At 70.4% G+C, this 13,323-nt stretch carries 10 protein-coding genes; 4 read left to right on the top strand and 6 right to left on the bottom strand.

Annotated elements, in window-relative coordinates:
- Positions 1–18: 18 nt before the first annotated feature.
- On the top strand, positions 19–1,137 hold the full coding sequence (locus IF78_RS50995; RefSeq protein WP_051828446.1) for a hypothetical protein: 1,119 nt from the start codon (positions 19–21) through the stop codon (positions 1,135–1,137).
- A 97-nt stretch (positions 1,138–1,234) separates the two neighbouring features.
- Here IF78_RS50995 and IF78_RS0135890 read toward each other — a convergent pair whose 3' ends face one another.
- The 4 genes from IF78_RS0135890 to IF78_RS0135875 form a co-directional block, all read right to left on the bottom strand.
- Positions 1,235–2,845: a sodium/solute symporter gene (locus tag IF78_RS0135890; protein ID WP_031481435.1), complete on the bottom strand. Its 1,611-nt coding sequence runs from the start codon at positions 2,843–2,845 to the stop codon at positions 1,235–1,237.
- Positions 2,842–3,366, bottom strand: coding sequence for a DUF485 domain-containing protein (locus IF78_RS0135885; RefSeq protein ID WP_031481433.1), 525 nt, complete (start codon positions 3,364–3,366; stop codon positions 2,842–2,844). The genes IF78_RS0135890 and IF78_RS0135885 overlap by 4 nt, the downstream gene beginning before the upstream one ends.
- Positions 3,367–3,584: 218 nt before the next feature.
- Positions 3,585–4,229, bottom strand: coding sequence for a DUF4253 domain-containing protein (locus IF78_RS44205; protein WP_234439810.1), 645 nt, complete (start codon positions 4,227–4,229; stop codon positions 3,585–3,587).
- A gap of 207 nt (positions 4,230–4,436) precedes the next feature.
- A complete protein-coding gene (locus IF78_RS0135875) occupies positions 4,437–4,922 on the bottom strand; it encodes a GNAT family N-acetyltransferase (RefSeq protein WP_031481429.1) in 486 nt (161 codons plus the stop codon).
- 114 nt (positions 4,923–5,036) lie between these two features.
- Here IF78_RS0135875 and IF78_RS0135870 point away from each other — a divergent pair, with 114 nt between their 5' ends.
- A complete protein-coding gene (locus IF78_RS0135870; protein WP_425314638.1) occupies positions 5,037–5,996 on the top strand; it encodes an endonuclease/exonuclease/phosphatase family protein in 960 nt (319 codons plus the stop codon).
- Here IF78_RS0135870 and IF78_RS0135865 read toward each other — a convergent pair.
- Positions 5,977–7,515 (bottom strand): MFS transporter, encoded by a 1,539-nt coding sequence (locus IF78_RS0135865; protein WP_037642027.1) that lies wholly within the window; start codon positions 7,513–7,515, stop codon positions 5,977–5,979. The genes IF78_RS0135870 and IF78_RS0135865 overlap by 20 nt on opposite strands.
- 412 nt (positions 7,516–7,927) lie before the next feature.
- Here IF78_RS0135865 and IF78_RS0135860 point away from each other — a divergent pair, with 412 nt between their 5' ends.
- Positions 7,928–8,716 (top strand): ABC transporter ATP-binding protein, encoded by a 789-nt coding sequence (locus IF78_RS0135860; RefSeq protein WP_031481423.1) that lies wholly within the window; start codon positions 7,928–7,930, stop codon positions 8,714–8,716.
- Entirely contained in the window at positions 8,713–11,283 is a 2,571-nt protein-coding gene (locus tag IF78_RS0135855) for an ABC transporter permease (protein WP_031481421.1), read from the top strand. Before IF78_RS0135860 ends, IF78_RS0135855 begins: the two co-directional genes overlap by 4 nt.
- A gap of 197 nt (positions 11,284–11,480) precedes the next feature.
- Here IF78_RS0135855 and IF78_RS0135850 read toward each other — a convergent pair whose 3' ends face one another.
- Entirely contained in the window at positions 11,481–12,947 is a 1,467-nt protein-coding gene (locus IF78_RS0135850; RefSeq protein WP_031481420.1) for a DUF2079 domain-containing protein, read from the bottom strand.
- Between the last annotated feature and the right edge of the window lie 376 nt (positions 12,948–13,323).

The raw sequence follows: 13,323 nt of genomic DNA, 5'->3' as shown, positions 1-13,323 counted from the left end.
TACGTGAGTTGAGGCACCGTGGACTGGCTGAGCGCGCAGGATGTCGTGGCTGTTGTGGCGGTCGTCGTGGGTGTCGTCGCCTCGGTCGCCACGGCCTGGTACGAACGCCGGGTGCCGCGTCGCAAGCGGATCGGTTACCGGGTGCAGCTGGACAGCCCGCTGGGCGACGTACGGCGGAGCGGGGCCGGGGCCCGGCTGGGCCTGTTCGACGAGATACCGCACACCGGCGACGCGACCCTCGTGCTGCTGCGCGTCGAGAACGACGGCACGCAGAGCATCGGACCTGACGACTACACGGGCTACGAACAGCACGGCCTCACCGTCGTGTTCACCGACCGCACCGTCCGGGGTGTCTCGGTCACCCGGCCGCCCGGCCTCGTCCATCTGATGGACCACTTCACCCCGAATCAGGGCTTCGGCCACCATGGCAACCGGCTGCGCCTGCCGCGCGTGCCGCTCGACCGTGGCGATCACTTCAAGGTGCTGGTGCTGCTGTCGGGCGGCGAGGTGGGCAGTCCGCTACGGCTGCGGGGCGGCATCCGGGACGGCGAGGTGCACCCCAACCGCGGTGCGACGCCGGACGACAGGCCGCCGCTGTTCAGCGGTGCCGCCCGGCTGATCACCTTCGTGCTGATGTGCTGCATCCTGGCTCTCGCCGGGCTGGTCCTCACCCGGGACTCCGTGTCCGACGGCGGGGGCGTGTCCGCGGCGCAGGTGGCCGTCGCCGCCGTGGTGGCGGCCGCCATGGGTGCGGTGGCGGGTGCGGTGCTGAGAGGCCGAGGACGCCACCACGTCCCCAGCACTTCCGTACAGCGCGCGGACCCCGCAAGGCCCCTGCGCGAGATGGCCCTCCTCGCCGCGGTGGCCCTGCTCGGATACGCCATCGCCTTCCTCGCCGCCCGGCCCCTGCTGGACGAGCCCCACCCCCTTGGTTTCGACGCCTCCGAGACCGCGCAGGTCATCGTGGCGATCGCGGGCCTCACCTCGGGCGTCACCGCGGGCGCGGCCGCGATCATCAAGGCGGTGGCCCATCTCACCTACGCCCGGGCGGACCTGCTGCGCGCCCGCGGTAATCAACCGCGGTCGGAGACAGGCGAGGACCCGGACGCCGAGATGCAGTCCGCCTCCGGCGAGTGACATCCGAAGTCCTGGGCGCCGGGACGCGGTCCGCCCACGGCGAGTGACCCGAAGGCCGGGCGACGGTCCACCCCGTGGCAGTCACCCGGTCCCCCGCTCAACTCCCCCTGCGCACCGCCCCCGCCAGAATCCACCCCTCCACGGCCTCGTACTGCCGCCGCTGCTCCTCCACCTTCCCGCGCCCCGACACGACCGTCCCCAGCCATCCGAAGAGGAACCCGGCCGGAATCGACACGAGCCCGGGTGTGGTGAAGGGGAACCAGTTGAAGTCGGCGTCGGGGAAGGCGGAGACCGGCGAGCCGGACACCAGGTTGGTCCCCGGCATCAGGATCAGCACCACCGCCGAACCGCCGATCAGGGTCCACAGCAGGCCGGTGCGTGTGTACCGGCGCCAGAAGAGGCTGAAGACGAGGGCCGGGGCGATGGCGGAGGCGCCGAGGGTGAAGGACAGGGTCACCAGCGGCTGCAGGCTGCGGTGCTGGACCATGGTCGCCAGCACGATCGCCGGGACGCCGACCGCCAGCGCCGACAGCCGCGCCACCGTCATCTCGCGGCGCCCGGACAGCTCCCGTACCCGCGTGGCGAACAGGTCATGGGCGAGGGAGTTCGCGCAGGCGAGGATCATGCCGGCGACCGAGGCGAGCACGGTCAGGAAGATGGCCGTCGTGACCGCCGTGAACAGCAGGCTCTCCGCGGTCGAGATGTCCGCGCCGAAGGCGGCCCGCGACCCCAGCAGATACGCCGTGTTGCCCTGCGGATCCGCCCCGGCGATCGCCTCCCGCCCGATCAGCGCCGTCGCGCCGAAGCCGACCACCGTGATCACCAGCACGAACACGGCCACGCTGGACACCGCCCAGGACATGGACCGCCGCACCTGACGCGCGCCGCTCGCCGTGTACATACGCATGGTGATGTGCGGCAGCACCGCGCCGCCGAGGACGACCGCGAGCTGTGAGCTGATCATGTCGAGGCGAGGATGCGGACCGCCCGCGAACTGCAGCCCCGACTCCAGGAACGCCGAACCCACCCCGCTCTGCTGGGCCGCCGCGTCGAACAGCGCGCCCGGATCCCAGTCGAACCGGCGCAGCACCAGTACGGCGACGACGGCCCCCGACCCGAGCAGCATCACCATCTTCAGGATCTGGATGAGGGCCGTGCCCTTCATCCCGCCGATCGCCGCGTAACTGATCATCAGCACACCCAGCCCGACGATGCACCCCGTCTTCAGGGAGTCGCCCGAGAACCCGAGGATGAACGCCAGCAGTTGCCCGGTCCCGGCCAGCTGAACCAGCATCAGCGGCACCAGCGCGGCCAGCGTCACCGCGCACGCCGCGACCCGCACCCCGCGCCCCGGCATCCGGCGTGCCAGCGCGTCACCCATCGTGAACCGGCCCGCGTTGCGCAGGGGTTCGGCCAGCAGGAACATCAGCAGCATCAGGGACAGCGCCGTGCTCAGCGCCAGCACGATGCCGTCGTAGCCGCACAGCGCGACGACGCCGGTCGTGCCCAGCACGGTCGCCGCGCTGATGTAGTCGCCCGCGATGGCCAGTCCGTTGCGCATGGGGGACAGGGAGCTGTAGCCCGTGTAGAACTCGTCGAGGTCGTCCCCGTCCGGGCCCATCATCACGCACAACAGCAGGGTGATCGTGGCCACGGCACAGAACGCGACCAGCGACATCGCCTGCGCGTCTCCGCTGAAGTCCGTCATCGCCCGGCCTCCCAACCGCCCGCGTCCCGCTTGCCGGCCTCCCGCTTGGCGTCCACCGCGGCCTCCTTGCGGATGCGGTCCGCGAGCGGGTCGACGTAACGGCTCGCCGTGTGCTCGTACAGCCATATCGCCAGCCAGGTGACGGGCAGTTGGAGCAGCGCGAGCAGCAGGCCGACGGGCATCCCCTCGCTGACCGTGCTCGTCATGAACCCGGGCGCGAAGGCGGACAGGATCAGGAAGAGGATGAAGTACCCGAGCGCGGTGAGCGTCGCCACGCGCCGCTGCCAGCGGTAGGCGGTGCGCAGGACCCGCAGGTCGCTGTGGTGCCCGAGGGGCGGGTGGTCCGGGGTTCGGTGGCGTGGGGGCGTGGCTGGTTCCGGCGGGGTGGGGGTTTGCCACGGGTAGGTGGCATACGACGGGGACGTAGTCGCCGAGGGGGCCGGGTACCGCGGGTACGGCGAGAACGTGTCGTGCCTGTCGTGCCTGTCGTGCGGGTCGTACGGGTGGTACGGGGAGGACATCCCGGTACTCCTTGCGTGGCTCGGGTCCGGTGCGGTGGACCGCAGGGAGGTGGGGGGCAGGCGAGCCTTGCACGTTACTGCGCGGTACCGGCCATGTGCGAGGGTTTCACCAAACTGAGTGGTCGGTATGCGCTTACTACATCGAACCGTGTCTGAGCTGTGGCGTTACCCCGGTTAACTCGGACTTTTGGAACGGCTGTGTGTCCCCGCCGTCGTGCCTAGTCCCACCAGAACGACCAGGCCGCCCGCCCCACAAGGCCCGTCGCGTACTCGGGGAACGGCGTGGGTGGGTCATCGACGATGTTGTTCGCAGTGGAAAGCACGTGCTCCAAGGCGAGCAGGTCCGCGTGCTCCGCTTCGACGGGAGGCCTCGTGACCGAGACGTGCAGCTCGCCGCCGAACACCGCCACGACCTGGGCGCCGAAGCGATGCTCCCAGCTCCGTAGGAGTGCACACAGAAGAGGCAGTGGTGCTCCCGCAGGCCGGCCGGTCAACGCCAGGGCATCGCTGCCGCGGTGGGCCGGGACGAGAACGAGGTGACACTCCTCCAGCCCGAACCGGCCCGTCTCGATGAGCCCGGCCAGCAGACTTGACGCAGCCTCCCCGGGCGTCGGGTCCGTGGACGTGATCGGCACCTGCGGTGCCAGGCCCGGCCACTGTTCGAAGGGCGGCCCGGGGTCGTGCGGCCACGGCTCGATTCCTTCAGGCACCGGAGCCGGCGTCGGGTCCGCCCAGAACGGCAGCCTCCTGCGGCGGTACTCGGCGAAGTCCGTGGCCAGTACGTCGTCGAGGCGGACGGCGTCGATGTGATCCAGGCTGACAGGCCTTCCCATGGAGTCGGGCCGGCACAGGAGGGGAACCACACCGGGTGTTCCTTGCTGGCTCAGCAGGCGAGGCCACAGCTGTTCGACGTCGTCAGGGAATTCGCCAGAGACCCACAGACGTACGGGACCATGCGACAGGAACCGGCCGGGAGGCAGTCCATCGGGCAGGGAAAACGACATGACCGCACCGTAGACGGCGGTACTGACAACGCAGCCACCGCAGCGCTCGGGGCGACGCGGCGGCGGTCAGGTCGAGCGCGTATAGCGGATGCCCGGCCGGCCATCGATGGTGACCTCTCCGACGGCGGTGAAGGCGTTCTTCTCCAGGACGGCCCGGGAGGCGCGGTTGTCCAGGGTGGTGACCGCGACCAGGGACGTCAGCCCGTACGCCGTACTCGCCCTCCGGCACATCTCCGCCACCGCCGTCGTGGCGACCCCCTTGCCCGCCGCCCGCTCGCCTATGCGGTAGCCCAGTTCGGCGGAGCCGTCCTCGACGTCGATCAGGTTGACCCGCCCGACGAGGTGCCCGTCGCCGTCGAGCACGACATGGAAGTGGCAGATCCCGGCGTCCTGTTCGGCCAGCAGTGCCTCGTGTCTGGCGGCGAACCCGGCAGGGTCGAAGTAGGCGTCCCCGCGATCCGGGATCGACCGGGCGAAGTACTCCCGGTTCTCCCGCTCGAAGGCCAGCAGCGCATCCGCGTGATCGGCCCGCAGCCGCTCCAACGTCACCATGGTCCGCAGGATAGGGACACGGATGTGTCCATCCGAAACTGATTTATCCGGCTGCTCGTCCTGGGAAGCGAGGCCGGCGGACGGGAAACCATGGTGGAGCGAGCGGGCAGCGGTATGACGTCGACGGTGAGGGCGGCGGCGCCACCGTGGGTGCGGGGGCGGCTGATCGCCGCGCTCGCGGTGCTGACGGCCGGGCTGCTGGCCTTCCACCGGGCGGTGCCCAACTCCGTGGGCCGCCTGGGCAGTCTGCTGGAAGCGTTCCTGCCGTGGCTCGGCCTGGTGGTCGTGGTGCTGCTCGGCCTGGCCCTGCTGCGTCGTTCCGGTGTCGCGCTGGTGTGCCTGCTGCTGCCGGTGGCCACCTGGACGCATCTCTTCGGCGGGCTGCTCCTGCCGGCGGCCGAACCCGGCGCGCACGACCTCGTCGTGGTGCAGCACAACGTCAGCGACGAGAACACCGACCCGGCGGGCACGGCCCGGGCGCTGGCTGCCGCCGGGCCCGATCTCATCGCGCTGGAGGAACTGGTGCCGTCGGCGCTGCAGGCCTACGAGAAGGCCCTCGCCGCCGACTTCCCTTACCACGCGGTGCGGGGGACTGTCGGGCTCTGGTCGAAGTATCCGATCAGCGGTGCCCGGCTGGTGGACATCAAGCCCCGGGGGATCGTGGAGGAGTGGAATCGGGGGCTGCGGACGGTGGTTCACACGCCGTACGGCGCCATCGCGGCGTACGTCGCGCACCTGCCCTCGGTCCGCGTCGGGGCGACCGGTCTGGCGTCCTGGCGGCGCGACGAGAGCGCCGTACGGCTGGGCGAGGCCGTCGCCGCCGAGAAGCTGAGCAGGGTGATCCTGCTGGGCGACCTCAACGGCACGGTCGACGACCGCGGACTGGACCCGCTGACCTCACGGATGAACGTGGCGGAGCGGGGCTTCGCCTTCAGTTTCCCCGCCGCGCTGCCGCTGGCGCGGATCGACCAGGTCATGGCCCGCTCGGCGAGGGTCGGCCACATCCGTACCCTGCCCGCCACCGGCAGCGACCATCTGCCGGTCGCCGCCCGCATCACACTGAGCCCTGAGTGAGGCCTTCCTGTTCCTGGGGGACTTCCTTGAGCACCGGAAACCGCCTCGGCGCCAGCAGCAACAGCACCAGGAAGGCCAGTGCCGCCGCGCACGACGCCCCCAGGTACACGGCGTGCACCGCATCGGCGACGGCCCGCCTGGTGGCCTCCGGGGCCGTACCGCCGGAATCCAGCGCCCGCGTCACCGAGTCCAGGTCGCTCGCCCCGCCGAGCCGCGACGCCAGTACGCCGTTCGCCACGGCACCGAAGAGGGCCGCGCCCACCGTCTGCCCCGTCTGCCGGCAGAACAGCACCGACGCCGTCGTCGTACCCCGCTCCGACCAGCCCACCGTCGACTGCACGCCGACGATCAGCGGCAGTTGGAACAGGCCCAGCGCCGCCCCCAGCAACAGCATCAGCAGCGTCGGCTGCCAGGCCTGCCCGGGGTAGGGCAGGAACAAGAACGCGAGCAGGATCAGGGACGCCGTGCCGATGCCCAGCATCGCCGTGTTGCGGAAGCCGATCCTGCGATAGACGTGCTGACTGAACGCTGCCGACACCGGCCAGCTCAACGTCCATACGGACAGCACGAATCCGGCCGCCACCGGGGCCAGGCCGAGCACCGCCTGGGCGTACGTCGGCAGGAAGACCGTCGGTGCCACCATCAGCAGCCCCAGCGCGCCCAGCGCCAGGTTCACCGCCGCGATCGTCCGGCGGCGCCACACCCACCCGGGGATGATCGGCTCGGCCGCCCGCCGCTCCACCAGCACCACGACCGCCGCGAGTGCGAGTCCCGTACCGAAGAGGGCCAACGACGGTGCCGACAGCCACGGCCACGCCACCCCGCCCTGCACCAGCGCCGTCAGCAGGACGCCCCCGCACGCGAACACCGCCAACGCGCCCGCCCAGTCGACACGCGCGCGCGTGCCCGTCGTCTCACGCTCCGGCTCGTGGAGATGACGCACGATCAGCCACAACGCCACCGCCCCTATCGGCAGGTTGATGAGAAAGATCCACCGCCAGTCCGCGTACGCGGCCAGGACCCCGCCCAACCCCGGTCCGGCCACCGCAGAAAGCGCCCACACCGTGGACAACTTCGACTGGATCTTCGGGCGTTGCTCCAGCGGGTACAGATCGGCGGCCAGCGTCTGGACCGTGCCCTGAAGGGCCCCGCCGCCCAGCCCCTGCACGATCCGGAACGCGATCAGCGCCCCCATGTTCCAGGCCACCGCGCACAGCAGGGACCCCAGCAGGAACACCGCCGCGCCCGCGATCAGCACCGGCTTGCGGCCGAAGGTGTCGGAGAGCTTGCCGTAGACCGGGAGGGTCACGGTCACGGCCAGCAGATAGCCGGAGAAGAGCCAGGAGAAGACCGAGAAGCCGCCGAGGTCGCCGACGATCTGCGGTACGGCCGTGGAGACGATGGTGGAGTCGAGGGCCGCCAGCGCCATCGCGAGCATCAGGGCCGCGACCACGGCTGAGCGTCTGTCGGTTCCGGTGCGCTGTGCGGTGTCGCCTATCGCGGGTGTCGTACTGCCCACCGGGGTTCCTCTCCGTTTGGTTTCCCCTTGCATCTATCGGCCGCCGACAGCTTCCCACTTGACCCTGACGTCGCGGGAGGGTGGAGCCTGGATGCGTCGGACGGGGGAGACGACCCCGAGAAGAGCTCCGCCGCGGGGAGGACAGCCCCTAGGGGGACCTCCGTACCAGGTCTCGGGGAGGGTTCGTACCGCCGGAGGACGAGACGGGACAGGGCTCGTCCTTAGCCTGGCTTTACGCCGCTGGGGGGTGGCTTGCCGAACCCGCCGGGGTGGGGTTTTCCCCCGCACAAAACGGGGCCGGGCACCAGCGCGCCGGACCCATCCCCGCCACGAGACTGACGGTCGTAGCCAGTTCTCGTGATTCACCCACTGAACGACTCGATCACCTGCTGACCGACATAGGAGACATACCGTGACATCGGCTGTAACCATTCCCAGGCACGGGGGCACTGGAGGGCGTACGGCCGTTGCCGCGCGGGCGCGGCAGGTCGTCAAGGCGTACGGGTCGGGGGAGACCCGTGTCGTCGCTCTCGACCACGTCGACGTGGACATCGCGCGCGGGCAGTTCACCGCGATCATGGGCCCCTCGGGGTCCGGCAAGTCCACCCTCATGCACTGCCTCGCCGGGCTCGACACCGTCACCAGCGGCCAGATCTACCTCGACGACACCGAGATCACCGGGCTGAAGGACAAGAAGCTCACCCAACTGCGCCGGGACCGGATCGGGTTCATCTTCCAGGCGTTCAACCTGCTGCCGACGCTCAACGCCATCGAGAACATCACGCTGCCCATGGACATCGCCGGGCGCAAGCCCGACAAGCAGTGGCTCGCGCGCGTGGTCGACACGGTTGGACTTTCCGACCGACTCAAGCACCGGCCCACCCAGCTCTCCGGCGGCCAGCAGCAGCGCGTCGCCGTCGCCCGCGCCCTGGCCGCCCGGCCGGAGATCATCTTCGGTGACGAGCCGACCGGAAACCTCGACTCGCGCGCGGGTGCCGAAGTACTCGGCTTCCTGCGGCGGTCCGTCGACGAACTCGGGCAGACCATCGTGATGGTCACGCACGACCCCGTCGCCGCCTCGTACGCCGACCGCGTGCTGTACCTCGCCGACGGGCGCATCGTCGACGAGATGTACAAGCCGACCGCCGACACCGTCCTGGACCGCATGAAGGACTTCGACGCCCGGGGGCGTACGTCATGACCGTCCTGAAGACCTCCATGCGCAACTTCTTCGCGCACAAGGGGCGCATGGCCCTGTCGGCCGTGGCGGTGCTCCTGTCCGTCGCCTTCGTGTGCGGGACGCTGGTGTTCACCGACACGATGAACACCACCTTCGACAAGCTCTTCGCCGTCACCTCCTCCGACGTCACCGTCAGCCCCAAGGAGGCCAAGGACGAGGACGACGGCGGCGGCACGGGCCGGCCGAGCTCGCTGCCCGCCTCGGCCGTGGAGCAGGTCGCGGCCGTGGACGGCGTCAAGAAGGCGGAGGGCGCGGTCGGCTCGATGAGCGTGACCGTCGTCAACTCCGAGAACGAGAACATGGGTTCGTCCACCGGCGCGCCGACCATCGCCGGCAACTGGACCGAGAACGACCTTAAGTCCATGGAGATCACCTCCGGACACGCCCCGCGCGGGCCCACCGAGGTCATGGTCGACGCGGACACCGCCGACAAGCACGACCTGGGGCTCGGTGACGAGCTGCGCACCATCGCCGCCACCGGGGACATCCGCGCGCGGATCGTCGGCATCGCCTCCTGGAAGGTGACCAACCCGGGCGCGGCCGTCGTCTACTTCGACACCGAGACCGCCCAGCGCACCCTGCTCGGCACCACCGACCGCTACACGCAGGTCTCCGTCACCGCGGCGGACGGCGTGAGCGACGCCGAGCTCAAGCGGGACATCGCGCAGGCACTGGACGGCACGTACAAGATCCAGACGGCCAAGGAGGCCGCCGACGAGAACCGCAAGGACGTCGGCGAGTTCATGAACGTCATGAAGTACGCCATGCTCGGCTTCGCCGGGATCGCGTTCCTGGTCGGCATCTTCCTGATCATCAACACCTTCTCGATGCTGGTAGCCCAGCGCACCCGCGAGATCGGCCTGATGCGGGCGATCGGTTCGTCCCGCAGGCAGGTCAACCGCTCCGTGCTCGTGGAGGCGCTGCTGCTGGGCTTCGTCGGCTCGGTACTCGGCGTCGGCGCCGGCGTCGGCATCGCGATCGGCCTGATGAAGCTCATGTCGATGGCCGGCATGAACCTCTCCACCGACGACCTGACGGTGAAGGCGACGACCCCCGTGGTCGGCCTGCTGCTCGGCGTCGTCGTCACCGTCCTGGCCGCCTACCTGCCCGCCCGCCGCGCCGGCAAGGTCTCCCCGATGGCCGCCCTGCGCGACGCCGGCACACCGGCCGACGGCAGGGCCGGCTGGGTGCGCGGCCTGATCGGACTGGTGCTCACGGGCGCCGGCACCTACGGGCTGTTCGCGGCCGCCACGGCCGACAAGGCGAGTGACGGCGCGGTGATGCTGGGCGGCGGTGTGGTGCTGACCCTGATCGGCTTCGTGGTCATCGGCCCGCTGCTCGCCGGCGGCGTGGTCCGGGTGATCAGCGCGGTGCTGCTGCGGGCCTTCGGACCCGTGGGCCGCATGGCTGAGCGCAACGCCCTGCGCAACCCGCGCCGTACCGGTGCCACGGGCGCCGCCCTGATGATCGGCCTCGCGCTGGTGGCCTGCCTGTCGGTGGTCGGCTCCTCGCTGGTCGCCTCGGCGACGAGCGAGCTCGACAAGTCGGTGGGCGCGGATTTCATCGTCATGGCCCAGCAGCAGGAGATCGTGCCGCAGGCCGAGAAGGCGATGCAGCGGACGCCGGGCCTCGCCCACGTCACCCGCAACAAGCAGATCGACGCCACGCTGACCTCGCCGGACGGCAAGACCGACGACACCGGCCTCACGGCCGCCGACCCGACGTACGCCGAGGACCTGCGCCGTACGACCACGGAAGGCACCCTTTCCGCCGCCTACGGCAAGGACGCCATGTCGGTCGGCTCCGACTACGCCAAGGAGCACGGCGTGCACGTCGGAGACACCATCACCGTCGCCTTCAAGGGCGGCGAGACGGCGAAGCTGAAGGTCGCCGCCGTCACGGACGACGACACCAGCTTCGACCAGGGCGCCCGCTACACCAGCATCGAGACGCTGCGGAAGTACCTCCCCGCCGACCGGATCCCGCAGAGCGAGATCATGTTCGGCAAGGCGAAGGAGGGCCAGGAGGAGGCGGCGTACGCAGCCCTGAAGAAGGCGCTCGACGGCTACCCGCAGTACCAGGTCCGCGACCAGACCGACTACAAGCAGGAGCTCAAGGACCAGATGGGCCAGCTCCTGAACATGGTCTACGGCCTGCTCGCCCTGGCGATCATCGTGGCGGTCCTGGGCGTGGTGAACACCCTGGCCCTGTCGGTGGTGGAACGCACCCGTGAGATCGGCCTGATGCGCGCCATCGGCCTCTCCCGCCGCCAGCTGCGCCGCATGATCCGCATGGAGTCGGTCGTGATCGCCCTGTTCGGCGCCCTGCTGGGCCTGGGGCTCGGCATGGGCTGGGGTGCGACGGCCCAGAGGCTCCTGGCGCTGGAGGGTCTGAACGTCCTCGACATCCCGTGGCCGACGATCATCGGGGTCTTCATCGGCTCGGCGTTCGTGGGGCTGTTCGCGGCGCTGATCCCGGCGTTCCGGGCGGGCCGGATGAACGTACTGAACGCGATCGCGACCGAGTAGGCCGCCCGAGTAGCCACCGCACACGGGGGTTGCGGGGGACGGGCCCGGTCCGGAGGGATCACCTTCCGGACCGGGCCCGTAGCCATGACTGGCTTGAGGCGAGAGTCGAGAGTCGAGAGGCGAGAGTCGAGAGGCGAGAGTCGAGAGGCGAGAGTCGAGAGGCGAGAGTCGAGAGGCGAGTGGCTACCGGCTAATGGCTACTGGCCCTGCCCGGTCTGCCGCTTGAGGAGTACGACGCCGTAGGCCGTGCCTACGACGCTGTACCGGACGTCGGGGTGAAGGGCCTTGGCGTAGTCCTCGACGTCGCGGTAGCGCTTGCGGGAGTTGTCGAGGGCGATGAAGTCGGGGTTGATGCCGCGCGTGTTGGTGATCCAGAAGACGCGGCAGCGCGAGGTGAGCCGGCTGATCGGAGCGATGTTCGCCTCGACGGACGCGCCGTCCGGCACTGCGGCCAGCAACCGCTCGATGGCGCTCACGCGCGTGGGCTTGCGATAGATCTCGCCCTCGGTCAGGGCGGACAGCGGCAGCGAGGTGGTCAGCGCGAGGGACGCGGCGGCGACGGCGGCGGGCAGGTGATGGACGTACGACCGCAGCCACGCGCGCGGACTCCGCCGGGCGCTGTCGAGGGCGTCGACGAGGGCGAGGGCGACGACGGGCATGAGCACGGCGCTGTAGTGCCAGTCGGTCCCCCAGTACTCCGAGTAGGAGGACACGAACCGCCACCCGAGGGTGGGCAGGGCGACGAGCAGGATCGGGGACCGGAGGGCGAGCAGCCCGGTGGTGGGGATGAGCAGCCAGCCGAGCGTGCGGAGTTTGGTGTCGAGGCCGTCGAAGGGGCCGCCGCCGCCCGAGTCGTCGACCTTGTTCCAGTAGTCGTAGGTGCCGGCGCTGTTGAAGCTCGGTATGACGACCAGGAGCGTGACGGCGACGGCCACCACGCCGAGGACGGCGACGCCGATCGCGTACCGGGCGGCGCGCTGCGAGCCGGCCTGCCGGGCCCTCAGGGCGACGACCAGGGCGATCGCGGTGAGTGTGATCCCCAGGTCCTCCTTCACGAGGACGAGGGGCAGCGCCCACAGCAGGGCGGCACGCCAGTGCCGGGCGAGCAGCGCCTCCAGGCTGAAGGCGATGAGCGGTACGGCGAAACAGATCTCGTGGAAGTCGAAGTCGACGGCCTGCTGCAGCCCCCACGACAGCCCGTACGCGACGCCGATCGCGAGCCCACGCGACCGCCCGAGCAGCCGGGCCGCCGCCCGGGTCACCGGAACGGCGGACAGGGCGAAGAGCGCGGCCTGGGCGACGAGCAGCGTGACCGGCGAGGGAAAGGCCCGGTAGAGAGGCGCGAGGAGTGCCGTCACCGGGCTGAAGTGATCGCCCAGGATGTTGAAGCCCGGCGCCTTGAGGTCGGCCACGGGGGCTTGCAGATGCGCGTAGGAGCGGATGACCTGCTCGAATATGCCGAGATCCCAGGACCGCTGCCCCAGATGCCGGTAACGCCCGACGGAGATGACCGCGTACCCGACGAAGAGCACCGCAGCGACCAGCCATGGATCACGCCGCCCGCTGCCGGACTGCTCGGTCCCCGTGGGCCGGGGCGTGTTCTGCGCCGGTATGTGGGGTTCGGATGACGTGTTCGACGTCGTGGAGGGAGCGGGGGAGGGCATGAGGGGACCTTACGCGGTGTACATGCGTGGCCTTCACTCGCAGGGGTGACCGCGTCACCTTCCAACGCCCGGTGCGCGTCATTCAGCCCGTCCGGAGTTCAAGAACAAGCTCGGCCCATTTCTTTCAGCCCGCCTGGGGGTGCCCCCTCTGGTGGAGTTTGAGGACGAGGCCCTTTAGGGGCCGAAGCGGGGGTCTGGGGGCGGCAGTCCCCAGGAGGGGCCGGGGTCGCAGGGGCAGAGCCCCTGGAGGACGGGACGGGTAGGGGCGGCGGGGGCGAAAACCCGCCCACGGCAACCACAACGCCGAGCACCAGAGAACGCACGTTATCCACAGCCCCCGCACCCGCCCGCGCAGCGACGTACGCTGGAACCCCCG

The organism is Streptomyces bicolor (assembly GCF_000719285.1).
GTDB classification, from domain to species: Bacteria; Actinomycetota; Actinomycetes; order Streptomycetales; family Streptomycetaceae; genus Streptomyces; species Streptomyces bicolor.
The sequence above is the reverse complement of the archived record's forward strand: the minus strand, read 5'-3'. Positions and strand labels throughout refer to the sequence as shown.